Origin of the sequence: Arenibacter troitsensis, assembly GCF_900177645.1 — a bacterium.
Taxonomy (GTDB): Bacteria; Bacteroidota; Bacteroidia; order Flavobacteriales; family Flavobacteriaceae; genus Arenibacter; species Arenibacter troitsensis.
The window spans coordinates 22350-48640 of record NZ_FXAO01000014.1 but is presented as its reverse complement, the minus strand read 5'-3'; the positions used below and the strand labels follow the sequence as shown (position 1 = coordinate 48640).

13 protein-coding genes are annotated in these 26291 nt (G+C 37.8%); 7 read left to right on the top strand and 6 right to left on the bottom strand.

The window, feature by feature from the left end; genetic code table 11:
* Positions 1-9 precede the first annotated feature (9 nt).
* The 5 genes from B9Y87_RS20835 to B9Y87_RS20810 all read left to right on the top strand — a co-directional run bounded on the left by B9Y87_RS20835 (position 10) and on the right by B9Y87_RS20810 (position 4344).
* Entirely contained in the window at positions 10-459 is a 450-nt protein-coding gene (locus B9Y87_RS20835) for a JAB domain-containing protein (protein ID WP_085500883.1), read from the top strand.
* 456 nt (positions 460-915) lie between these two features.
* Positions 916-1503, top strand: coding sequence for a BfmA/BtgA family mobilization protein (locus B9Y87_RS20825; RefSeq protein WP_085500881.1), 588 nt, complete (start codon positions 916-918; stop codon positions 1501-1503).
* Entirely contained in the window at positions 1466-2500 is a 1035-nt protein-coding gene (gene mobB / locus B9Y87_RS20820; RefSeq protein WP_085500880.1) for a MobB family relaxase, read from the top strand. The genes B9Y87_RS20825 and mobB overlap by 38 nt, the downstream gene beginning before the upstream one ends.
* Positions 2497-3945 (top strand): type IV secretory system conjugative DNA transfer family protein, encoded by a 1449-nt coding sequence (locus B9Y87_RS20815; RefSeq protein ID WP_085500879.1) that lies wholly within the window; start codon positions 2497-2499, stop codon positions 3943-3945. Before mobB ends, B9Y87_RS20815 begins: the two co-directional genes overlap by 4 nt.
* A 123-nt stretch (positions 3946-4068) precedes the next feature.
* Entirely contained in the window at positions 4069-4344 is a 276-nt protein-coding gene (locus B9Y87_RS20810) for a hypothetical protein (RefSeq protein WP_085500878.1), read from the top strand.
* A gap of 234 nt (positions 4345-4578) precedes the next feature.
* On the opposite strand, the gene B9Y87_RS20805 is transcribed toward B9Y87_RS20810, so the two are convergent.
* From B9Y87_RS20805 to B9Y87_RS20790, 4 genes are read right to left on the bottom strand one after another with little or no spacing between them, the layout of a single operon-like run.
* On the bottom strand, positions 4579-5769 hold the full coding sequence (locus B9Y87_RS20805) for a DUF4998 domain-containing protein (protein ID WP_176225698.1): 1191 nt from the start codon (positions 5767-5769) through the stop codon (positions 4579-4581).
* 14 nt (positions 5770-5783) lie between these two features.
* Entirely contained in the window at positions 5784-7046 is a 1263-nt protein-coding gene (locus B9Y87_RS20800) for a DUF5000 domain-containing lipoprotein (protein ID WP_176225697.1), read from the bottom strand.
* Between the two features lie 39 nt (positions 7047-7085).
* Complete coding sequence (locus tag B9Y87_RS20795) at positions 7086-9005, bottom strand: RagB/SusD family nutrient uptake outer membrane protein (protein WP_085500875.1); 1920 nt, start codon at positions 9003-9005, stop codon at positions 7086-7088.
* 15 nt (positions 9006-9020) lie between these two features.
* Positions 9021-12149 (bottom strand): SusC/RagA family TonB-linked outer membrane protein, encoded by a 3129-nt coding sequence (locus tag B9Y87_RS20790; protein WP_085500874.1) that lies wholly within the window; start codon positions 12147-12149, stop codon positions 9021-9023.
* A gap of 602 nt (positions 12150-12751) precedes the next feature.
* Here B9Y87_RS20790 and B9Y87_RS20785 point away from each other — a divergent pair.
* Positions 12752-16765: a hybrid sensor histidine kinase/response regulator transcription factor gene (locus B9Y87_RS20785; protein ID WP_085500873.1), complete on the top strand. Its 4014-nt coding sequence runs from the start codon at positions 12752-12754 to the stop codon at positions 16763-16765.
* A gap of 355 nt (positions 16766-17120) precedes the next feature.
* Here B9Y87_RS20785 and B9Y87_RS20780 read toward each other — a convergent pair whose 3' ends face one another.
* Entirely contained in the window at positions 17121-19652 is a 2532-nt protein-coding gene (locus tag B9Y87_RS20780; RefSeq protein ID WP_217807558.1) for a glycosyl hydrolase family 95 catalytic domain-containing protein, read from the bottom strand.
* 39 nt (positions 19653-19691) lie between these two features.
* Entirely contained in the window at positions 19692-20447 is a 756-nt protein-coding gene (locus B9Y87_RS20775) for a glycoside hydrolase family 16 protein (RefSeq protein ID WP_176225696.1), read from the bottom strand.
* A gap of 1064 nt (positions 20448-21511) precedes the next feature.
* Here B9Y87_RS20775 and B9Y87_RS20770 point away from each other — a divergent pair.
* Positions 21512-26263 carry a PAS domain-containing protein gene (locus B9Y87_RS20770; protein ID WP_085500871.1) on the top strand — a complete coding sequence of 1584 codons (4752 nt, stop codon included), beginning with the start codon at positions 21512-21514 and terminating at the stop codon, positions 26261-26263.
* The last annotated feature ends 28 nt before the right edge of the window (positions 26264-26291 follow it).

Below are 26291 nucleotides of genomic sequence, written 5' to 3'. Positions count from 1 at the left end.
TACTTGATAATGAACTACAAAGTTAATGAAATAAAGATAAGTTACAAAGAACAAATACGTTCTCCTTTCTGGCACATCATTGGTTGCTCACAGGATGCAGCGAACATATTGTTTGACCAATGGAACAAAAATACCATAGCACTCCAAGAATGCTTCAAAGTGGTTTTGTTGAACAACAGCAATAAGGTAAAAGGAATCCTTAACCTGTCCCAAGGTGGAATTACAGGAACCTTGGTGGATGTAAGGATACTTTTTGCCGCAGTACTCAAATCCCTATCGGTGGCTATAATACTTTGCCATAACCACCCAAGTGGAAAATTAAAGGCGAGCGAGGCGGATATTCAATTGACCGATAAAATCAAAAAGGCGGCAGCACTTTTGGATATTAAAGTCCTTGACCATTTGATAATCGCGCCAGATGGACAATACTTTAGCTTTTCTGATAATGGCCTAATCTAAATCCATTTGATAAGGGATGGAAACCGTCCATTCCGCCCCAACAAAAACAAAAGGACCCGTACATTTTTGTATTGGGTCCTTTTTATGACCGCCACTTATTTTCTACCCTTTTTATATTTCATTTTTTTTGATATCAAAGCCAGTGTTTTGCACCTAATCCTCGTTTCTGTTTTCTCGGTAAATGACTTAACTTTTATACACCAATAATCGGTATTGGTTGTGCTGATATTACCACTGAAAGTGTTCTTTTTTTTAAGCAACTGTTTACCAGTGGTTCGGAATTTTTGTACCCTCGGCGTACAAAAAGGAGAAGCAAGAGGATAACACGCCAAGGCGATGTTATTAACTTTATTAAATTGATATTCAGTAATATAAGTTTATTAATTTAAATCATAATTTCAATATTTAATGTAAATCCTTTCAGAGACCCTGTATTGGCGCAATTTTTTACAGTAAATGAAACCGCTTTATACTAAGACATACAACTTTTCAGCAATAAGTATCAAAAGCCCTGTTGCAGACCATTTCAGGAAGTTTTCCAAAAAGGTGGGGCGTTCCCATACCGAAACCCTCGAATCCATGATGAACTTTTTTGAAGGAAACCAAATTTCACCCAATGAATCCCTGGGGCCCAATATGACCACTATGGAGAACAGGCTCAAAAAACGTATTAATGCCCTGGTGGCCATCATCAAGAACATTGAAAAGAATCAGACCAAACCTACCAACACCATGCTTCAACTCCTGTTCCAAGAAGATAAGGGCAAAGAAGAATCCAGCCGAGTAGATCCCATTTTTGAAGCGCAACCGCTCATCACCGAAAACGAAGAACTTCAATTTTACCGCAATCAATATGATGTTGTGAAGCAACAATTACATTTCATTAAATCTGATCTGCAAAGGCTTTGTGATAGCGTCACTTTTGTCAAGGGCAATTTTGGAGGAGGTTACTTAAAAATTAATTTAACCCAGGAGGAATTCAAGAATATTATTAATAATTCAACCCATGTACATCACCATAACGAAACAAAAAATGGACGGTAATTTTGGCCAGAGTGTGGCCGATTTTGTGGCATACCTGGAAAAGGAGAACGAACAAAGGTCCCTTGAGGATCATGAACACTTTTTTAATCAATTTAGTACGGACGTTCCCACAGATGAAGTAGTACGGGAAATTGATGGGAATACGGCAAAACTTAAAAGGACAGAGCCCAAATTCTATTCCATTACCGTTAATCCTAGTGCCTATGAACTCAAACGCCTACAAAATCCATCCGAGGACCTTAAACGCTATACTATTGAAGTGATGAAGGACTATGCGGCTTGCTTTAATCGCGAAATAGACGGTAGACCAGTATCCCTAAACGATATTAAATTCTTTGCGAAAATTGAACATCAGCGTACGTTTAAGGGTACGGACTGGCAGGTCCGGCAAAATCAACCCTATGCTACCAAAATATTGGACCTCAAGAACCGGATAGGAAGGATCGAACAAGGTAAAACCCAAGGTAATATTACTAAACTAAGAAACAGGATTGCGCGTCTGGAAAAGGAGGCTCCCCACCAACAGAACGGAAAACGTATCGTTCAGGGGATGGCCAAGGAAGGTCCCCAAACCCATATTCATATTATCGTAAGCCGTAAGGATATGTCCAACAAATATAGCTTGTCCCCAGGGAGCAAATACCGGCATTCGGACACCATCTTTAATGGAAAGTCCGTAAAACGTGGGTTTGATAGGGATAGTTTTTTTTCTGCCTCGGAAAAGACTTTTGACAAACTTTTTGAATATAAGCGCAACTATGCCGAAACTTATCACGCGAGAAAAACATTTATAAACGATCCAAAACAATATTTCACCATGATATCGCGACTTCCTACCCACGAAAAGCACATCGCATTCAGTATTATGCGCAAAACTGGTTTGGACTATTCTATGTTGAACATACCGACCAATAAGGCCCAACTGGCCCTTAAAACTATTCAAAGGTTGAAACGTGGCCTTGATAAGGCCGTTCAATCCGCTTCCATTGGTATATGACTGCCGCTTGGCCAAATATCGTTCTCGGAATAGTTGTGCCACTTTTATTTATTTCTACCCTGATCTATGCATATAGTGACAAAGGGTCCGGCCCTAAGGACAAAAGGTACCAGGTTCATTTTAAACTGCATCGGGGCAAGTTCAAAATCGATAATATAAAACGTGGTGCCTCCGTAATCGGTGCTGCGGGAAGCGGTAAAACGGAAAGCGTCATTTACAATTTTCTGCAGCATTTTAGCGCACAGAACTTTTGTGGAATCCTTCACGATTATAAGAATTTCGAACTTACCGAAATGGCCTATCCCCTATTCAAGGACATCGGAAAAATAAAGTTCTATACTATAGCTTTCGATCAGATCCATTATCGGGTAAATCCCATTGCACCGAAATATCTACATAATGAGGAAAGTGTCAACGAAATTTCAAAAGTACTTATGGAAAACCTGTTGGAAATGAACGAATCAAATACCAACAGCACAACTAGATTTTTTAACGATGCCGTGGAAGGACTTTTGGCCGGATTGATCTGGAAGCTAAAAACGACCTATCCTCAGTTCTGTACCCTCCCTCATTTGATAGCCATTTTTCAAACTATGAATACCAAGATTTTAGCAGCCTTTCTAAACTCGGACCTTACTTCAAAAGCTATGGCCAGTGCCTTTATCAATGGGTTGGATTCCGAAAGGCAGACGGCCGGAGTAAGGAGTACCTTGGCCAATGCCTTAAAAAAAATCAGTTCACAACAATTGTTTATGGTACTGTCCAAGGATGAAGTGCCTCTCAATATAAACAACAATGCAAACCCGGCCGTGATTTCCTTAGTGAACCACCCCAAATATGAATCGGCCTTTTCCCCCATCATCGCGGCAGTAATGCATACCGTAATCAAAGAAATGAGTGTAAGACGCCAGCGACCGTCCTTCCTACTCATGGAAGAGGCCCCGACCATAAGATTGCCCAATATGCACCGTATCCCCGCTACCCTACGTAGTTATGATATTGCTACGGTTTATGTTATGCAGGATAAGGTGCAAAATGAAATTCTTTATGGCGATAAGGTGGGTAAGGCCATTTTGAGCAACTTATCCTATCAGTTTTTTGGCAAGGTCAATGACCCGGATACCGCCAAATATTACGAACGCTTTTTTGAAATTGTAAGAAAAGAGACCACCAGTGTCAACCGTGGACATAATCTCAATTTTGATACGCGCATTACCACTGGGGAAAAGGAAGTAGCAAAACGACGAGCAGATCTGTTCTTTAGGCTACAACAAGGCGAGTTTATTGCCTTTGCCGATGGAAGCGACAAAAAACTGCGGTTCAAATTACAGAACATTAAAAAAGAAGTTCCGCCCAAAACCAATTACTTTACCCCGGAAGATTTGAGAATGAATTTTGAAAGGATTTATAGAGAGGTTAATACTATAACTGGTATTGGCACATAGCTGTTAGGATATTACAGTTTTTAAATCAGCCCTCTATTTTGTATTCCGCCATAATTGGTATATCATTTAAGTTTATGTGGTTAATACAATTGGCCATTTTTTTAGAATATCAATAACATAAAGGTGTCCTCAATCCTTGACGAATATGAAACTGGAAAAATATCCTACCAAGAAACAGGAAACAACCCCTGTGGCAGAATACACCAATATATGAACGGGGTCAGTAATCCCGATATAAACTTGAACCATGGGATATTACAACGAGAGGTTCTAGACAATTTCAGATTTAAGGAAAATGGTGAAATGACTAAGCTTTTATGGCAATTAATTATGACATACCTGACAGAACCCGGACTTAATGAATATGGCCATTTGATTAAAAAGTACAATTTTAATTGATCTATATCAATCAGAATTATTATTAGAATTGTATCCGCTTTAATTCCCTGGAACTAGTTAGAAGCTTATCCGATCGGAGTCACCTTAAATTCTATTGTGTACATTATGTGTTAACATTTGGAGATAAAAAAAACCAAGGGGACAATGTCCCCTCGGCTTAAATTGAACAACCCTTCTTATGGTATTGCCATGGTAAAGAAAAGACAATTTTTTCTTTATGGATTTGGACTTATATCACTCCCCATACCAAAATGTTAATTCAGACAATGCCGTGTATGGTTCCCCATTCCAATTTTCAAGAATTCTGTAGCGAATAAATCTAACACTTGTGTTGTCCGTTAAATTCGTGATATATCCTTCGGCCGACCCATTCCAACTAGGTGCGGTTTCGTGATCAAGTAATTGGACCCAACCTTTATCGATCATTTCTTGTTCCCAATTGGGGTCGTTTGAATCCAGGGTAGTTTCCGCATCCGTTAAATCGGAAATTCCCCATATTTGAAAACGTTTTGGGTTTCTTCCCTGGCAACATCCAGTTCTAGGGTCAAGTCGAACCTTGACCAAATTTGCATCAACCCCCAAATCAAATGTAAAATGATGTGGAATAAGGTCCTCAACATCACCATAGCAGCCACTATGATAATAATCATTGGTTTTACCGTTCCATAAACCTGCTATACTTCCGCCATAACAATCACCTCTAACGTCTGTGGGTAGGCTGACCAAGGACCAAGTTTCTTTACCGAGCTCAAAGGCAATTTCGGGCTGAACCTGAACGACATCGGAAAAGAATTCGTCAATGGCATCCTCTTCGGGCATATAAACGGTAGTATAACTAAACCCTAGCTTTGCATTGATATCATTAATTTCTGTTTCGGTATCAGACATAGGTACTCTTAAACTTACCTCTTGATCATTAATGTCGGTGTAAGTTATATCACAAAAAACCCCGTCATCCACAATACCATTCCAAACAACTATTAAATTTTCAGTATCTATTAATTGAATTTCTTTTATTGGTCTTATGGAACGGACAGCAATATATTTTTCACCATATACCTTTCCAGGCACACTAAATGGTAACGATTTATTTCCATGGGTATCAATGCTAACAAAATTAAAATTGTAGTCCTTTTCAGAAATCCCATCTAAAATTTGGGTAGTGATTCCAGGTTCACCACTGATACCTACATCAAGAGAGTCAGCAAAGTCGTTCCAAAATACTCGCACGACTTCTAAGTTACGGACACTAGTCGAAATATCGAACTGGACTCGATTGTAACCCGTCCTTAAAGATACACTATCTACTTTGCCAGCATATATTTTGTCCTCTCGACCTAAATAATCCTTAAAGTTATCTTCCATTTTGGAACAGGAAAATACAAGACCTATCCCCAAAATTACATATATATATAAGTTTTTCATTTTTTTCATTTTAATTATTCAACTTTAACGCCCCAAAGCATCAATTCACCGAAATGGGCCATTGTACCATTTGACCAGTTTTCATCAATTGCGAATCTTATATACCTGACCGGAGTACTAGTGGCTTCGATATCAATAAAATAATCAAGTCCAGCTTGCGATGCCTCAATATCCTCAGAGGTAGTGTAATCTTCTCCGGATGGCCTGGTCATTTCGTAAGTCCCAAGTAGTTTCCATGCCGGGTCATCGATACATGGTTCCTTTGTTTCAGATCCATATACTCGCCATCTTTTTATAGTATTGTGTAAAAAGGAAAATTCAGGGCCTCTTCTTTGATAATACCTAAATCGACTTAAATTGGCTGTTACTCCAAGATCAAAGGTGAAAGTAAAAGGAGGAACCCCTTCTCCTGTTTCATAGTAGGTATTGATTTCACCATCGAAAAGATGACTGAACTGGGTTTGTGGATTTCTAAAATTAGGGCCAACATCCTCACAAGGACCTTCGGCAATATCATCGGTATTGGGTTTTGCCCAATCCAATACCGGGGACATTATGGTATTATCCAACTGCTCATCAAACTTCGGCTTTATATTGACCCAAGTAGTATCTGAAGAATAGCCCCAACGATTTGATACTTTTAATCCGAAAGCCCTTTCTTCATAGCCATAAGACGGATCCGTGGACAAAAAACTACCTTCTTCAAAATTGGTATAATGATCATCCAGTACTACTACTTCGTTATCTTCATCGTAACCTAGTAATTGAAGAATTAAATTATCCTTAGACACATTTTCCTGCCAACGAACGTAAACACCCGAAAAAGTGGCTTCCATTGAAATATTATCTCCGGTAGATATATATGAAGGTGTAGTTGGAGATACAATCGTAGTAATACCTTTGGATACATTTTCATTTCTATCGACCGATTTTATAATCACCTCATAGTCTCCGGCCTCTGGAAAACCTTCAATTTTCAATACTGGATTGTAAAATGAAGATTTTACTTTGCGAAGTTCACCATTGAGTGTTATCTCTGCCATCAAATAAAGTACATCTTCATCAGGAGGAAGTAAACACTCAATCGTTGCCGAACCACTCATATTAATAACTTTGTCGACTACCGGATCGGAAGGAGAGGTACCATCCCCAGATTTTAAATCCAAAGCATTTATTTCGCCTTCACATGAAAATAGGGTACCTATAATTAAAAAGCATAGTAAGCCAAATAAAATAGGCCTGGTTATATTTTTTGATTCTTCTAAGTTTATATTCATAATTTTAGTTTTAGAATTGAAATACATTCAATTGATTTATTACCATCCGGGATTTTGGATTAAATTATTGTTTACATCTATTGATGACAATTTAATAGGCCAGAAGTAATCTTTTGCCTGAAATACTCTAAATTCCAAAGCTACCCGATCAAAATACCCGGTTACGGTTTCGTCATAAATATTCCACTTCCAAATGGGATTGTTCATCTGGTCACTTAATTTTTTCCATCTTCTTAAATCCCAATAGCGTTGGCCTTCAAGTGCAAGTTCAATTAATCTTTCTTGATGGATAATTTCCCTTCTACCTTGTTGGGAGGTATATTTGGAGGGATTGACCGAATACATGGACCACGAATCAACCACTCCTTCAAGTCCAGCTCTTTCCCTAACTTTATCCACATATTCGAATATCTCACCTTCTGGAGCCCCAACTTCATTCAATACTTCCGCATATAACAAGTACAGGTCTGCCAGCCTTATCCTCGGGAAAGAATAATCTTCAGTGATGATTCCATATGGTGCTTCAGGTTTGGTATAAATGCTTACCAATTTTTTTGAATAATATCCGGTTGCCGAAAAGTCTTCATTCTGGTATGGACCTGCATTTCCGCTGACAAGTCCATTTAAAACATAAGGCTCTTCCTCAGATCTTATCCAAAGACCGTTATGAAAACCTAAAGTTCCATAAAACCTAGACTCCCTGTTGAAATGTAAAATGGGGGAATAGTCATTCACTTTGAGATAGGGTTGATGATTATCCTCAGGATTGTTCAACCTACTTGTAAATCGGTTGGCATACCAATTATTCTCAACCCATTCCCTATCTTCCCCGATAGGGACCCCGTTTCTTGAATAAAACTGCTCAGCAATTCTCATTGTGGGACTATGAAACTGTGCAAAACTTCCATTGATCCTTTCGGAGCTAGTTAATTTGGCTGCAGAATTAATTTGAATTTGTCTCGTTGATTCAGTACTCCCCCATATGATTTCGGAATTCCACCTTTCGCAAATTGCTTGCCTTATATTAAGTACAAGAAGGACGGAATCAGATAAACTCTCGGAATCCAATAGACTATTTTCCCTATAATCAAATAAACGGGCATTTGAGTATTCATGTGCAGCGTCGATGGCTTCCTTTAAGGCAACCTGTGCCCTTGTCCATTTAGTTGGATCCTCCCCAGAAGGGAAAAGTGAAATTCCCCTACCGTCCTGTAAATGAGCAACATCAGGATTGCCATTAAAGAGGGGACTTGCCGCTAATGTTAGTGTCTTGGCCTTTAAGGCTAAGGCAATCGGTTTTGTAATACGCCCCATTTCATTAATGGCACTTGTTATATTATTGGGTAAATATTCCAGAGATTCGTCTATTTTACTTACAATGTAATCAACTACTTCGTCTACAGGTTCACGATATACCCTAACTTCTTCAGAATTGGCATTAAGAGGTAAATTAGTATCCATAATTGGAATTGGTCCGTACAATTGAAAAAGATAATAGTGATAATAGGCTTTTAGAAATGTGACTTCTGATATCCATCTATTTCTCTCACTTTCATCCAAATCTGTTGGCCTGTCTACATTCTCTAAAAAAGTATTGCAGATTCGTATGGCTTCCCAAAGACTTTTTCCTCCAGATCCTCCATCCCAGTAATTTGAATAAGGTGATGTTGAGTTTTGTAGTCCTCTAGAAATTTTTTGTGGATTTACATTACCCGGATATTTGACCCTTACTGATTGATCATCATAATATATTTCTTCTCCTGCCACTAGCGCAGGATTTTGATCAGGGTTGGATACTTCTGGCAAATAACTGTAACAGGTATAGAGGTAGTTCATTGTATAGTTTCTATTCTGAAACGCATCTGCTATAGTCGTCACATTATCGGGAACTACATCCAAATAATCCTTATTACAGGAAAGCGATATCAATAAAGTGGTTAGAAAAATTATTTTTTTCATGGTGTTAGTTTAAAATTATAAGTTTATGACTAGTCCTAAATTGACAACTTTCTGTATGGGATAGTTCAAAGCATTTCCCCCCATTTCAACATCCCATAATTTAAAGTTTGAGAAGGTCAGCAAATTAATCCCACTAAAATACAGGCGAGATTTCCATGGGATTAACTTTTTTGGGATCGTATATCCAATCTCGAACGATTTTAAGCGCAAAAAGGAGCCATTTCTTAAGAACCAAGTGTTGGGCTGGGCATTATTGCTATTTAGTAAATCTTGTGAAGCTGCCAATCGTGGCCAAGTGGCATATAAATTTCGGTTGTCTTCAGACCAATGATCATTGGCAATGAATTGGGAAAGTGCCGTGTTTCCAATAGCTCCCTCCTCTCCTATTGATTCTTGTTTAAAAGGAGACATGGAATTGTAATCAATCCAGAAGCTCGAACGTCCAGATCCTTGAAAGAAGAACGATATGTCGAAATCTTTATAGCCTACCGAGGCACCAAATCCATAAATTAACTCAGGCGTGGTAGGATGACCGATAAAGGTCTGGTCATAAAAGTTAATTACCCCGTCATTGTTCAAATCAACGTATTTGATATCCCCTCCTTGTACAGGAAGGCCTGAGAACATTTGGGTTGGGGAGTTTCTTACCTCCAAATCATCGATAAATAATCGTTCTGCCACATACCCCAATTGTTGTCCTATTGGTTGACCGACACGGGAAAGCCAAGGTGCATTTGGATATGAAGGCTCCTCATATTTTAGAAACTTACTTTTAGCATATGTCAAATTCGCCCTTAATGTAGCCCAGAATCTATCATTACCTATGAAATTATAATCAGCGGATAGGTCAAACCCTTTACTTGCCGCTTCTCCAATATTTGATTTTGGGATATAGGTAAGTCCCATGGTCGTTGGAATATCACTTCGTGACATTAAAATGTTTGTTCTTGTTTGATGATAGAGATCCAACCTTACATCCAAGTCATTAAACAGACCTAATTCGATGCCAATATCGGTTTTATATGCTTTTTCCCAGGTAATATCTTCATTGCCATATCTGTTAATTCTTGTCGTTTGGGAACTTTCTCCAAAATTGTTTCCAAACCTACCATAGCTTCCTGCATTTAAGTTTACATCTGATAAGTAAAAGAATCGCTCTGATTCATCCCCAATTCTATCATTACCCACTATACCATAGGAGGCACGTAACCTAAACTTGGTGATAATATCATTGATTTTCGAATTTTTCCAAAAGTCTTCCCTTGAAACGGTCCAACTTAAACCAGCTGAAGGAAAGAAGCCATATCTGTTCTTGCTGCTAAACCTTTCTGAACCGTTATAACCAAAACTCAGATTTAAATTATACTTATTGTTATAACCATATGTAAATCTTCCTGCTAAACCTAAATTACGGAACGGTAATGATGATTGAAAATCCGTTGCAGAGCCGGACAACTGTTCCCTCATTGTGTAAACTAGAACTCCTCCCAAAGCATGCTTCTCGTTGAATGTCCTATTGTAGTTCAATGCACCTTCCATGTACACCAAATTGGTCGCATCGGTTGCAGTACCTTCCAAGTCCAGAGTTTGGCGACCTGTGGCTGGATTGATTTCCCTTAAAGTATATTCATTGGTTTGTTTATTGTATAAATTCAGTTCATAGTACAATGGGTTATAGGATCGCCATATTGAGAAGTTTGATTTTGTGGAGGAATTTATAAGCATTCTTAGATCCAAGCCTTTGGTAATGAAATCCAACTTTTGAGTCAGCTCTAAAATAGCGATCACTGTTGAAGATCGTGTGTCCCTGTAACCTCTATGCAAATCGGCGTAAGGGTTGTAATATTGAGGGGAGTCGTTACCAACATTACCAAACAATATGTGTGAGGCACTTGAAAAGGCCAAATCTGGCTCGTAAGTAGCTGGAAACAACACTGGGTTGGCATTTAAACTACTATTATATACATCATTACCTGTAGGGATTGGTCCTCTGTAATTGTCGAACTGTGCACTAACCTTTATTTTTGCTAAGGTGGTGTTGGTTAAGTTTACATTTATGTTGGATCGAACTCCATACTTCTTTAGGTTGATATTATTGTCAAATCCGTTACTTTTAGGCACATTTAAAATACCATTGTCGTTTGTAATTGTACCAGCAATATAATAACTGGCAATCTTGCCCCCACCCGATAGGTTAATGCTAGTTCGACTATTCGAAGCTACGTCCTTTGTCATCAAGTCTAGCCAGTCCACAGCGGGATAGGCATATGGGTTGACTCCTTCCCTAGTTTTATCAATTTTTTCAAGTGAATATGGACGGTGTGCCAACGGCGTTCTGGTTGCAACAGCCTCATTGTGCAATTCCATAAAAGTTACTGGATCTGCCATTTCAAATTTTCTGGTCGGGGAAGAAATGGATTGTTCCTGTCTTACATTTATTCTAAGTTTGCTTTCCCGTCCTTCCTTAGTGGTAATAAGAACTATTCCGTTTGCTGCCTTAGCTCCGTATAATGCTGTTGCTGTTGCATCCTTAAGAATTGAAAAACTGGCAATATCGTCCGGATTTAAATTCGCTAAATCTTGGGAAGTCAATTCTACATTGTCTATCAAAATAAGGGGATCGGGAACACCCGAACCAAAAGTTGTAACTCCGCGGATAAAAAATCGCGAGTTATCATCTCCAGGAGCTCCACTTTGTTGATAGGATATCAATCCGGCCAGTCTACCGGCCAAGGTTGTTGTAAGGTTGCTTGAGGGGATACGTAATTCTTCCGGTCGTATGGTAGTAATGGCAGAAACAAGACTACCCTTTTTTTGTTTTCCAAAGGCGACAACGGTTACCTCATCGAGCTCATCGTGACTAGCTGTCATGGTAACATTGATAACCGTTTGATCTTCTACAGTTATAGTTTGATTTGCCATTCCGATATATGAGAAAACCAATTTGTCATTAGTGTTCACGTCGATGGCATATTTACCATCAAAATCGGACATTACACCGTTAGTTGAACCCTCAACAATAATATTTACGCCCGGTAATGGATTTCCGTCCGCATCCAGTACTTCTCCGGTAACTTGGATTTGTTGCGCCATAATTGTCTGGGTCGTGAAAATTAAGAGTAATAGTGATAATAAATTCTTCATTTACAATAAGTATTTAGTTTTGGAATTAAATGCTTTTAATATCAAATCCCACCGTTTCCGTTGAGTTGATATTACGCCATCGTAGGCAAGCTTGGTTGATTATTAAGACTAATCTTTATGGTTTTTCCCTTCTTAGTTTTTTTTTTTTTTTTAACTGAAGGGATTCAATTAAATGACATCTTCTCATAAGCCTATTTGATTTTTAAGGTTGATAATTGATTTAGTTAATATTTGCGTCGTTCTTAAATTCTTATTTTTAAAATGTGGTCCTGTCTCAAGAGTTCGTAACCATATCTTTTTTTATAAGGAACTGTGATTCTTAAAGGAGTAAAACTAGCCATATACTTAAGTAATCGAGGGTTACTTTTTGATTAAAGAAGAGGCAGTATTGTATTGTTGTAACGGAAAGAATTGACTTAAATAGGGGTGAAATCGTATTTCCTGACAGAGGTTTTGGTCCCTTGCTTATTTTTGTAAGTAACTGGAATTTTGTTCCCGTTAGGTATTCATGAGATTACTGTATTTATGATAAAAAAAATAAGGCAGTAAATAATTTTTTTATGGCCTTAATAACAAAATAAACAACGACAAAGCAACGATATATGAACAGGGTGATTATTTTACTTATTATCTTTACTTTTTCTTGGGAAACGTTTTCCCAGGAAGATGAAAAAAAGGATATTGCAATTACTTCCTTTAAATTTTCTAGTGGATTAAATAGTGACAATGTTAGGCATATCATCCAAGATTCTTTAGGGTATATCTGGGTGGGTACCTCAAATGAGCTCTACAAATTTGATGGGCAATCAACTTATTCTTTGTCCTTGTTTGAAGAAAAGGACTCCTTGTTCTATATCGAACACCTCTTTATGGATAATTACGGGAATATCTGGATTGTCACCAGTAATGGCATCAGGATTTTCGAGTTTACTACCCAAAAAATAATCGCGCCACCTTTGGAGTTTGATCAGTATTCAATTTCATCATTTTACCAAGGGGAAGGAGAGGATTTATGGTTTTCGACAAGTGAAGGCGAAATGCTTTATTATACACCAGAGAATAAAGGTTTGATTGCGTACCCATCCTCCCATGATTCCCCTATCACAACAATAGTTCCTTTTACTAAAAATGAATTGATCTTGAGCTTTGAAAATTCCCGGTTTGAGACATTCAATACGGACAAAAGGACATTCAATTCGGATGTGGACCTTGAGAAGTTGAATTTGGGGAATGAGCCTGTTTACAATGGCGTAAAATGTGAAAACGACGAGATTATTTTGGCGTCACGGAAAAGATTATTTCAATTGGGCCAAAATAAGAAGTTGACGGAGCTGGAGACGATATCCAACACAAAAGACAATAAACAGGCCCTATTTATATCGGATCTTTTGAAGGTCAATGATTCTATTATTTGGATAGCCACAGATGGACATGGTCTAATGAGATATAATCGAAAATCCAAAAGAATTCAAGGTTTAGATTTAGAAAGCGAGTTTCCAATTTATGCCATTAGCTCGCTCTTTATGGACAGGAACGAAATAATTTGGATAGGCACCACCAATTCTGGTTTAAAGGTTTTTGATCCACACCAATCTAAATTTTCCCATTGGGGCTATGAAAAAGGTAATCTAACAGGACTTAGCAGTAATTCTGTGTTGTGTCTCAGTGAAACGTTAGATGGCCGTATTTTGGTAGGATTGGATGGTGGCGGCATTAATATTTACAACACCGAAACTAATTTATTTGAGCACTACTTGCATCCGCAAAAGGATAAGAATGTAATAAATTCCATTATAGCAGATCATAAGAACAATATTTGGGTAGGTACCTACTTAAATGGTTTAAATCTGTTTCGAGAGAAGAATTCGATTTTCTCTTTTATAGACCATCCTACAGCCGACACAAAACACAATGAAGTGATAAAAAGTCTGCACATCGACAGCAAAAAAAATCTTTGGATAGGTACTTCAAACGGTGTTTTTGTCCACGATTCAGATGGAATGCTCATTAGGCATATTAACAAAACCGACGAAGAGGACCGCCAGGATCTAGGTTTGGTAATGTGCATCCAAGAAATGGCCGATTCATCTATTTGGATTGGAACCAATAACCTTTTGGCAAGATATTTACCCTCACTGGGTATCATGGAAAAAGTGAATTTTGATGATTCCAATCCTATTGTGACCTCTATTCTTGAAGTTGATGATGTCGTTTGGGTAGGGACGAAATCGGGATTATTCCAATACGAAACCAAAGATGGTACGACAAGGAAATATACTACGGATGATGGCTTATCTTGTACGGTAATTAATGGGTTGTTGAACGACGACATGGGTAATTTATGGTTAGCTACTACACAAGGTCTTTTTCAATATGATATTAAAAGGAATAAATTCCGAAATTTTGGTTTTGATGATGGATTTGAAGGCCAGTTTAACGAAAATGCCACTTTAAAAGGTAGCGATGGTAAACTTTATTTCGGCAGTACAAACGGGGTATATAGTTTTTTTCCTACCCAAATTAAAAAGAATCACAAAATTCCACCTATAGTTATTTCTAAAATTTCAATATACAACCAAAATAAGAGTCATTTGGATTCTATTAATTCAGTTGATTCTAGAAACCTTATTAATCAAAACGAAATTGAGTTGGCTTATGACCAGAATATTTTCTCTATTGATTTTGTAGGTATTAACTTCACCTTGGCTAATAAAAATGAATATAGGCACATCCTTCATGGATTTGATAAATTCTGGAATAAAACCGATAGGCAAAGAAAAGCAACATATACGAATGTGCCACCTGGGGAATATGTGTTTCAAGTTAAGGCTTCAAATAATGATGGGGTCTGGAACAACGATGGAAAAACTCTAAAAATTAGGATTAATCCGCCATGGTATAATACCGTTTGGGCCATTAGTTTATGGATAATCATGGCATTGCTGTTCTTGTTCTATGTGAATAGGTATATATGGAGACAAATTAAATTAAAGGAAACATTGCGGACAGAGCGTATGGACAAACTTCGGCAGGAAGAGGCCAACGAAAACAAAATTCAATTCTTTACCAATATAACCCACGAACTTAGAACCCCCCTTACCCTTATTCTCGGTCCCATTGATAAACTCATAACGAATACCAAGGTAGATTTGTCTCAAAGAAAGCAATTGCACCTTATTAAAAAAAATACGAATAGGTTGCTAATTTTGATCAACCAGATTCTTGATTTTAGAAAATTGGAATTAGGAGAGATTAATATTAATATATCCAGAATCAATTTAGTCCTGTTTATTGGTGAAATATGTGATTCTTTTAAAGAGATGGCGAATGAAAAATCTATTTCAATACAATATACACCCCATATAGACAACCTTGAGGTACTGTCTGATTCAGGCACCATTGAAAAAATTATGTTCAATCTTTTGGCAAATGCAATTAAATTCTCGTCGGAAAATGATGAAATTGAAGTCGATCTGAGCATGGATCAACATACGAATGAAGCGGTAATTGATGTAATAGATATGGGCAAGGGAATACCGGAAAATGAACTTTCCAATATCTTTAAGCGCTTTTATCAAGTAAAGAGTAATACTAATACTGGTACAGGAATCGGATTGGCCCTAACCCACGATATGGTAAAATTGATCAAAGGAACTATACAGGTAAAAAGTAAATTAGGATCTGGAAGTACCTTTTCAGTTCGATTACCTCTTGGAAGCAGCCATTTCAATATGGAGATTCCGGAAATTGACTCTTCCAACGAAGAAATGGAAAACGGGAATGTCCCATTAGTATTTAAACAAACAGAAGAACCGTATTTGCAAGGTGATCAACTTGAATTGGAGTCCAATAAATATTCGGTGCTTGTCATCGAAGATGAAAAGGACCTACGGAAATATATTGTAGAAAGCCTTAAAGAGTTTTTTGAGGTATGGGAGGCCTCAAATGGAGAAGATGGTTATAAAATGGCAATAGACTTGAATCCTAATCTCATAATATCTGATATCTTAATGCCAAAATTATCAGGACTGGAACTATGCCAACATTTGAAATCAAATTTTTCAACTAGTCATATTCCTATAATTCTTTTAACAGCTTTGACATCCAACAATCAAAAAATTGAAGGCATGGGTAAAGGCGCTGACGATTATATTACCAAACCTTTTAATAGCGAACTGCTAATACACAAAGTGCATAATTTAATCAAGAACCGAATAAAATTAATTGCACGTTTTAAAACTGAAATAGCAATGGAGCCTGAAGCTATCACTTCAACTTCGGCAGATGAACAATTCCTCAAACAAGTTATAGAGATCATCAAGGATAATATATCGGATTCAAATTTTAAGGTTGAACATATAACCAACAAAATTGCAATGAGCAGAAGCCCTTTCTATAAAAGGTTGAAAAACCTTTCAGGGCTTTCCCCCAATGAATTTATAAGGATGGTCCGAATGAAGCACGCTGTCCAACTACTAACAAAAAGTGATAAGAATATTTCTGAGATTGCTTATGAAGTTGGATTTTCCTCACCCAAGTATTTTAGATTGTGCTTTAAGGAACAATTTGGACAAACCCCATCAGAGTTCGGAAAAACTCCCCACAGCAATTTGTGATCAGACCATTCAATAGAGGGCAACGCAATCTATATTTAATACCAGTCCTAAGCGTTCCCCAGAAAATGGTTTTATAGAATATTACTGAACCTTTTCTTGACAAGGCTGTTTCTACCCTCCAATTCTCTATTGTACTATTTCTATATTTAATAATTCGATATATTAAATGCCCCTAAAGTTATTTTTAGGGGCGTATTCCACTTTTATTTGTGATGATAAGCAATTAATGTTGAATTTTAAGTAGGACTACTTCGTCGTTCTCCATTTGTGAAATGTCTTACTTTATCCATTATATTTAATGGCCTTTCCTTAACTTAAATGCCTTTTTATTTTGCATACAGGATTTTGGGAATAGTTAAAAATCTTCATTCCAGCCACTTATCTTACCTAGGGTACGTGGACCTAATTGCTTGGGCTTTTTGTTAGGTTCTGATTTATAAATGATTTTTTCAAATTCTGAACCTTCATCACTCAAACGGACTATATATTCACTGTCGGTATTGGTATCAAAGCTTACGACATCCCCAGCGTGATTTTTGAACTTAACTAGTTTATTGTTTGAATAAACAGTGACTTTTTCTCCAGGCCATGGGTTTTGAAGTAGACAAGTGTTACCCTTTAGACTCTTTATGCCAACTTGTTTGATTTTCCCCTGTTTGTCCATGTACGAAGAAACTATAAAGGCACCCCTTGCACGTAGTGTGAAAGCAACATCGCTTGAATCTTTCCAACTTGAAGGTACGGCGGGAAACACCCTAATTTTACCTTCATTGCTCTGTAACAACATTTCATTTACCGTAGTGGCATAGTTGCTAATAGGTTCCATTCCCATTTGGAAAAATGGTTTAGAACGTATTTTGTAGCCACCTATAAGATCGTGGACGGACTTCAGGTTGTATATGTTATGGGGATACCCCGTTACATTGGTCAGCAATCCTTGGGGGTAATTCTGATGTTCTTTTATACCGTTTAACAGGTACGTAAGGGCCTCATCGCCCATGCCCATACGTGCAGCAATAATAGGTGTTGGATAATGGGCATTTACCATACCATTGCATTTTATGAAATTAATCACTGCCTTACCCAGCCGACTTTCACTATCGTCAATACCGATAAGTCCTGACGGGAAAGCCGGTGCACCACCAACGGCCCAATTAAAAGGAGTATATCTCTTATCCGTAAAATAAGCTTCAGCCGCTGTTGCCAATTCTCCGCAGTTTGTATCTGTTTCAAAGCCAATTGGCCACAAGTTGTCAATCACATTTTGCCATTCCCTTATTTTGTTTCTATCAGTTTTTAATTGCTTTGCCACACTAGTACAGGTGCGGAACAAGGCTTCGATGGCAACCCTATCCGAAAGTACGTTCTTGGCCTTTTTGATGTTTTCAGATTCATAAAGGGTGGATACTAAATGGTACTGTTTCTTTTGATTATCCCATTGTAATTTTTTTAAATAAAAGTTAGAGGCTTTTTTCATAAATGGATAAGCCTCGTCCCTTAAAAAATTAATGTCTCCCGTAAATTGATAATAATCCCAAAACAATTGGGCCACTTGACTGGCCTGGGTATAACTTTTGGCCATGGGCCCCCAATCCTTGCTGGCCTGTTTTCCATCAAAGTCATGGGCCTCTGTAAGTAATATGGCATTACTACCCCCTCCTTTTTCATTGGCCAGGTCCTCTAAATAAGGGGTCATTTTAAGATAGGTATTAATATAAGGGGACATTAACTGAAGGTCATTTTGTGCTGCTAGGCCCCAATATTGTTGTTGGGTATTCCAATGATGGGGGGTTCCCCAGTTAATCACGTCACGATTCCAGCGCCAAAGCCCACCGTTAAAAGCAATCGGATAAGGCCCTTGTGAACCGGCCGCCATTAAATATCGGCGCATGTAATATATATTTTCGAGGTAGTCATTGCCTAATTTGACAAATGAATTGGACCAAAATTTGTGGTACCAATTGTCTTTTTCCTGTTTTAGATCGGCAATCGTTTGTTTTTCTACACTATCTAAAAGGGCTATGGCATCCCTTTGAGGGCTATTACTCTCTTTAGATGTAACTACACTTACCAGTATGGTCAGTTCAGGACTGTCCGTCTTAAGTTCCCCCCTATGACTTCCAATAATGGCAGGCCTTGTAGATGCATCAATAACCCGAAGGGCAACTACAAAATTCAATCCATCAGTATTTTCTCGTAAAATCAGATCCTCTTCCTGGATTATCGTATTGGCATTGCCCAAGCTAATTTTTTCATTTTTCGGAAACCCACCGCCATACCATCCTGTGAAAGACCTACTCCCTATGCGTTCCAATGATATTGTAGTCGTTAGTTTGTCTGTTGTAAAGTCTTTAAGAGGCAGGTTTTTACACTCAATTACCCACACATTCTTGCCATGGGCAAGCCATGTATTAATTTGGGTAGATGCGATTCCAGAACTTGCTTTATAGGTCGCTTCTCCATTGGAAAGGGAAAGTCTGCCTGTAAAATCACCAAGGTGGATCCAACTGAACACAGGAGCACCAAAGTCTATTTTTAACCTCGCAGCATGTTTTAAGATACTCATATCACTTTCTTCGGGTATTGGAGCGGACCAAAGGTCATTTTTATTAATTTGAATTTCTATACCATTGTCATGGTTCCAAATCATTCCACCCAAATTGCCGTTCCCCATAGGGAAACCTTCTGCCTCCAAATCTGTTGGTGCCTGAAAAATAATATCGTGCCTCGAGAGATAGGAATCTGTAACTTTAAATGGGGATGACCTCATTTCAAGTTGCTCATAAGTTGTAGGTAAATTCAAATTTTGAGCAAATGTGGTGGAAAATGTTAAAGTACACGTAGTTATAATGGTTATGCTGTAAAATGTATCAAATAATGCTTTCATTTGAATTCTATATTGTATAAGGTTATGAATTGATTTGTTTTATTGGTAAGGCGTAATTTTGACCCAATCGATATACATATAGTCCGTATCAAAATTAGCTTCTGATATCCACCATGGAAACCATATTCCTACAAAGAATTCGGAAGGGTGGTCCGGAATTTGCTCATGTGATCGATGGATCAGTTTATTGTCATAGTACCATTCTATTTTGGGTTTTTGCGTTTTGGTACCAGCGTACCATTCGAACCGATACAAATGAAACTCACCGTCGATCTGATTGCCTAAATACTTATCGGCAGTTCTATGAAGGTCATCACCAACCCCTCTCCAGTTTGAAAAAAGACCCCATGTTAAATCTGAATCTTCTGGTTTGTAGGGGTGTTGATTACGTCCTGGAAACTCAAAATCGATTTCATGATTATAATCCTCGTTCTCATAATAATAGGTCCAAAATGCAGATAAAGCCCCTGATTGGGGGCAAATCTTGGCCCTAACCTCATAACTCCCAGAAGCAAATTTTTCTTTAGTAGCGATTACACCACCCACTTTGGTATTTTGTCCATGCCCTTTAACATCACCCCTGTAATAATCTCCTAGTGCGCGTATCACTAAATTTCCATTCTGTACATATACATTATCGGGTACAACCCCTCCGTGCGTACCTTTTGAGGGATTTTCCCCCCACTTGGTATTCAAGATTTTCCAATAGTCCGCATTGATTTTTGGTTCATTAAAATCGTCAAAGAAGACTTGAGCAAAAGAAGGGGTGGAAATCTGGGTTATTAATAATATCACAAAGGTAATAGAACTTTTAAGCATATTGTCTTATACAATTTGGGTTGAAATTTTAATATTCTACCACAATAATTATGGTAAGCGTTGAGTAATTTTTTTGTAAAACTAGAATAATATGTTTTCAAGTTCGGGTCGTTTTTTGACTGAAAATAGGGTAATATCGTGTTGAATTTGAGATATGAGCTAATCTATCAGGAATAATGTAAATCGGTAATTGTTTGTAAATCAGCTTACTACAGAAAATAAGGTATTGGTTTATAAAAATTAATGATTAATCACATATTTAGGCACTGGTCAACACAATAGTATAGTAGTTTTTGCTTTAGTCTATTTTGAAATCTTAAACCGTACTTAGGCCACTTAAGAATTTTAGTGGATTCTAGAAATATTCATAGTGAAGGTCAACTACCAAAAATACAGATTTAACATTGGTATTATAAAGGTATTAGGTTTGTAATCTGCCAGTATTTTTGGCAATCGTGTCAACATAAAATAATTCATAAGTAGTAAATAGCCAATTTGGTATTCTTTTTTTGATTTAGTTACCGATGACTTCATTGGCGGTTTTTAGATCCATCTTGCCCAAATACATTGCGGATCCATTTTTGTACCTATTTGAACTTAAACGATCATTTATTTTACCAGACCTTTCTCTGTTAGTGCAAACTCCATAACAAACCCGATGAACTCTGATTTTGACTTGGTGTATTCTCCTATGGTGTTGTAATTTTTAAAACCAATTGCTCCAGATCCAACATTATGTGTTCATTGAAAATTGCTAATTTGATTTTATTAGTGATTATTCGTAATCATTGAGAATTAGTTAATGTATTATATTAAGTTTCTTCAATGAGAAGTTGTGGGATTGTAGGTGCGTAAATCGGTGCGTGCCATTCGTTAAATTAATAATTCCAGGACAGCGATGGCCAACCCTTGAAATTGCTATTATTGTCATCTGTAATTTGGGGTTGAAGAATCCATAAATTGGAAGAATTATGGGAGATTCCATATTTTTTGAAAGAAATACCTTAACTTTTGGTAATCATTCATCGTGATATTTATATATGAATTCAGTTAAAAAGGAAACCCTACCTGGAAATTCCCCAAATCAAAATAATGGGACCAATAGTTTTATTATTGATAATGATGGAAAAATGTTTTCCATTTTTGATTATAGTCCTATACCCGTTTTGATCTATGATCAGGATACACTAAAATTTATTCATGCAAACCAGACAGCAATTGACACTTATGGATACAACTTGGAAGAGTTTTTAGATCTGGGGGTCGGGAAAATTCTACCCCAAAATGATGTCAAAAGTTTTATGGAGACCAATGAGGAAATAAGGAATTCATCAGGGCCCTTAAAAGTAGGTGTCCACTCCCATATCACGAAGGACGGTTCTATACTGCAAATGGAACTTACGGCTCAGAAAATTCCTGTCAACAATAGTCCCTGTGTTCTGGTATCGGGAACAGATGTTACCGAAAAAGAACAGATTAATGCATTGGACAGGCTGGAGCGTGACATTATGGAACGTTCCATGGATATGGACTATGTATTGACCGATCTTTTATATGATTTTACCAAAGGACTGGAAGATATATTTCCAGGTATGAGAGCTTCGATACTTAAAGTTGACGGCCATAAGGTTTATAACTATGCTTCACCTTCCCTGCCCAAAGTTTTTGTCAAGGCCATTAATGGAGAGGAAATTGGACCAACTGTGGGATCATGTGGGACTGCAGCGTTTTTGAAAAAACGAGTGGTGGTAACGGATATTGATAATGATCCGCTTTGGGTGGACTATAGGACTTTGGCAATTCCCAATAATTTAAGGGCCTGTTGGTCAGAACCTATATTTAATGCAAATAAAGAGGTTGTGGCGACTTTCGCCAATTATTATGAAGAAGTCAAGGAACCTACCAATACCGAATTGAAATTATTTTCCCGTTCCGCATCCCTATTAGGTATCATTCTGGAGAATCGCCGTAAAAGCATGGATCTGATGGCCAGTAATGAACTTTATAATTATGTAAATAAGGCTACGAATGATGCTACGTATGATTGGGACATTGCCACCGATCAAATTCGATGGGGCCATAGTTTTGCAAGGTTGTTCGGATATACCCAAGAAAGCCAACCAGCCAACCTTAATGAAAGGCTAAGGTTGATCCATGGTCTGGACCGTAAACGGATACGTGGCACTATCAAGGATTTATTGACCAATAGTAAGGAAAGCCGACTGAATGTGCAGTACCGTTTTAAAAATTCTAATGGAACTTATCGCTTCGTTGAGGACAAAGCATTTGTAATCAGGGATAGTAAAGGAAAGGGAATGAGAATGATTGGCGTGATAAATGATGTAACCCAACAGGAAACGGAATCCATTTTAATTAAATTAAGGGCGACCATATACCAAATTTTAGGGGAGAATTATACCATGACCAAATCCCTTAAGAAAATTGCCAAGTTATTGGCGACCACGGGAAATTATAGCACAACTGAAATTTGGCTCGTGGATATGGACAATACAAGATTGAACTTTGTTGCCCATTATGGAAATGATCAGCCCGGTAAGACTTTTTATAAAGAATGTGCTTCAATTAAAAACATGAACTATGCGGAAGGTTTGCCCGGAATAGTATGGAAGACCAAGAAAAATATTTTTTGGAAATCCGTTGCGGAAAAGAAAGAATTTAAAAGAGGCGAGGCGGCGATAAAATCTCAAGTCGTTGATATGATCGGTCTACCATTGATCCAGAACAATGACATTATTGGAGTATTGGTATTGGGTACTAGCAAGTTAAAAAACAATTTTAAGGAATTGCCGGATATAATAGGTGATTTTACCACTTTGCTGGCTACTGAGATTAAAAGAAAACAGGTAGAAATTGAGCTTCAACAGCTTGTCGATACCGCTCCGGATATTATATGTCAATTGGATTTTACGGGAACCTTCAAACGAATGAACGTGGCCGGTTGCAAACTGTTGGGATATAGTGAAGAAGAGCTTCTTCAAATTAAACCCAATGCATTGCTGCATGCGGATGATTTTAATAAGGCTGAAGAATGCCTTATAAAATTGAAAAATGAGAATAGGATTTTGACCACACAAAACAGATATGTCACAAAATCTGGAAATAGTTTATGGCTCTCTTGGACTTATAACCCTTCTAAAGAGGAAGGCCTAATCTATGGGGTTGCTAAAAATATTACAGAGGAAAAATCCCTTGCCAATCTCTTGGACATGGCCACAGAAATGGCGAGAATCGGAAGTTGGGAAATTGATTTGGAAAGTAATAAAGTGTATTGGTCAAAAATAACAAAGGAAATTCACGAGGTAGAGGAAAATTATGAGCCTAACCTGGAAAAGGGAATAAATTTTTATAGGAATGATGCTCGTCCCGTTATAAAAAACCATATTGAAAATAGTATTAAAAACGGAACACCATGGGATCTTGAATTACCAATTATTACGGCCAAAGGAAATGAAGTTTGGGTAAGGGCTATAGGTAAAGCGGAATTTAATAATGGTAAGTGCACCAGAATTCATGGTAGTTTCCAGGATATAGATTCTCGTAAAACTATTGAATTGCGTTTGAAGGCCATTTCCAACAACCTTCCAGGTGTAATATTTAAGTACAATTTATTTCCTGACGGATCTGATAAACTAAGCTTTGTAAGTGATGGTTCCTTTGAGGTTTGGGGTTTGTCACCAGAGGAATGTATGGCCAGTACGGCAAAAATATGGGAGCGAATCGAGGCTGCTGGTGACCTCGAATTGTTAAAACAATCCATTCTTGATTCTGCCGAATATCTTACGCCATGGCAATGTACGTGGCGACATAGAACGGATGATGGTTTAATCCGTTGGAACGAAGGGAAAGGGAAACCCGCCAAAATGGCTGACGGAACCGTAGTGTGGGATTCCCTTATAATAGATATTACGGATAGGAAGGTGCTGGAACAAGGCTTGGAACGCGCCACCAACCTGGCTAGGATAGGGAGTTGGGAAATAGATACCGATTTGGATAATACCCTTATATGTTCTCCTATGACAAGGGAATTATTGGAGGTGGATGATCAATATGTGCTGACCTTTCAAAATGTCCTTTCATTTTACCACGGTTCGGATAGTTCGGAATTTGAAATGGTTTTAAGGGATCTGGTCAAATATGGAAAAAAGTTTGATTTGGAAGTAGAGATCAAGACTGGGAAAGGAAATATTAAGTGGATCAGGGTCATCGGGGAAGCGGAATACTTGCATGGCAAGACCCATAAGGTTTTTGGTAGTATCCAAGATATACATATTTTAAAGGAAAGTGAACTTCAACTTAAAAGTACACTCAAGGAGAAAAGTGAAATATTGGAAAGGATAGGCGATGGATTTTTTGCGGTGGATAATGATTGGCAGGTCAAATATTGGAATAGGGCCGCTGAGCAATTGACAGAAGTCAGAAAGGACGATATTATTGGGAAAAACTTATGGGATATTTTTTCCGATGCCTTGGATACAAGTATCCATGCGCAATATATGCGGGCTAAGGAAACAGGGACAGCAGTACATTTTGAAGATTATTTTCAACCACTGGATAAATGGTTCGAAATTTCCGCTCATCCCTCTATTACTGGGCTCTCGGTCTATTTTAAAGATGTAAGCGATCGGAAATTAGCAGATCTTGAGATAAAGAAAGGTTATGAGCGATTTGAAAAGGTAACACAAGCTACTAGCGATGCTATCTGGGATTGGGATATGGTGGAGAATACCCTGTATTGGGGAAAGGGATTTACTACCTTGTTCGGATATAATACTGAAAAGGGAAGTCCAACATTGGAATCATGGAGTTCCCATTTACATCCCGATGATCGGGAAAGGGTCATTGCCAGCTTGGAAGAAATGTTGGTAAGTAAAGACAACAATCATTGGCGTGAGGAATATCGATATTTAAAAGGGGATGGAAACTATAGTGAGGTTATTGATAAAGGAATATTGATTCGGGACGAAAATGGGAAGCCAAACAGAATGGTCGGTGCCATGTCCGATATAACTGCACAAAAGCTTTACGAAAAGTCCTTAAAAGAAATAAACCAAAAATTGGAACAACATGCCAAAAAATTGGCTATCTCGAATGAGGAGTTGGAACAATTTGCATATATGGCCTCGCATGATTTACAAGAACCCTTGCGAATGGTCACCAGTTTTCTAACACAGCTGGAAAGGAAGTATAATGACAAACTTGACGAAAAAGCCCATCAATATATCTATTTCGCTGTAGACGGAGCCAAAAGAATGCGAAATATAATTCTGGATTTACTTGAATATTCAAGGGTCGGTAAAGATATACAAAACTTGGAAAGGATAGATTTGAACGAAGTGGTAAGTGGCGTCCTCTTTGCCCAACAGCAAGTTATAAACGAAAATCAAATCGAAGTGAAAGTAGCGGAATTACCCACCATACAGGGTTTTAACGCTCCACTTGTTCAAGTTTTTCATAACTTGATAAGTAATGCCATTAAATTCAGGAAAAAGGATGTTCCCGCAAAAATAGAAATTGGCTACAAAGAGTTCAATGGGCATTGGGAATTTACAGTTCAGGATAATGGTATAGGTATCGATAAGAATTACTTTCCGAAAATATTCCTTATTTTTCAAAGATTGCACAGTCGTGAAGATTATTCAGGGACCGGTATCGGGCTGTCCATTGTCAAGAAAATAGTGGAAAATTTTGGAGGTCAAATATGGGTTGAATCCATTGAAAATAAAGGAAGTAAATTCTATTTCACGATCCCTAAGGAAATTATTATTGTATAGCGGGTGGTAATTTTTATAAGCATCGGTA

Excerpts from the sequence above, each read along its gene's own strand:
- B9Y87_RS20835 (WP_085500883.1), top strand. The coding sequence starts at position 10 with ATGAACTACAAAGTTAATGAAATAAAGATAAGTTACAAAGAACAAATA.
- B9Y87_RS20825 (WP_085500881.1), top strand. The coding sequence starts at position 916 with ATGAAACCGCTTTATACTAAGACATACAACTTTTCAGCAATAAGTATC.
- mobB (WP_085500880.1), top strand. The coding sequence starts at position 1,466 with ATGTACATCACCATAACGAAACAAAAAATGGACGGTAATTTTGGCCAG.
- B9Y87_RS20815 (WP_085500879.1), top strand. The coding sequence starts at position 2,497 with ATGACTGCCGCTTGGCCAAATATCGTTCTCGGAATAGTTGTGCCACTT.
- B9Y87_RS20805 (WP_176225698.1), bottom strand. The coding sequence starts at position 5,769 with ATGAAAAACTTATATATATATGTAATTTTGGGGATAGGTCTTGTATTT.
- B9Y87_RS20800 (WP_176225697.1), bottom strand. The coding sequence starts at position 7,046 with ATGAATATAAACTTAGAAGAATCAAAAAATATAACCAGGCCTATTTTA.
- B9Y87_RS20795 (WP_085500875.1), bottom strand. The coding sequence starts at position 9,005 with ATGAAAAAAATAATTTTTCTAACCACTTTATTGATATCGCTTTCCTGT.
- B9Y87_RS20790 (WP_085500874.1), bottom strand. The coding sequence starts at position 12,149 with ATGAAGAATTTATTATCACTATTACTCTTAATTTTCACGACCCAGACA.
- B9Y87_RS20785 (WP_085500873.1), top strand. The coding sequence starts at position 12,752 with ATGAACAGGGTGATTATTTTACTTATTATCTTTACTTTTTCTTGGGAA.
- B9Y87_RS20780 (WP_217807558.1), bottom strand. The coding sequence starts at position 19,652 with ATGAAAGCATTATTTGATACATTTTACAGCATAACCATTATAACTACG.
- B9Y87_RS20770 (WP_085500871.1), top strand. The coding sequence starts at position 21,512 with ATGAATTCAGTTAAAAAGGAAACCCTACCTGGAAATTCCCCAAATCAA.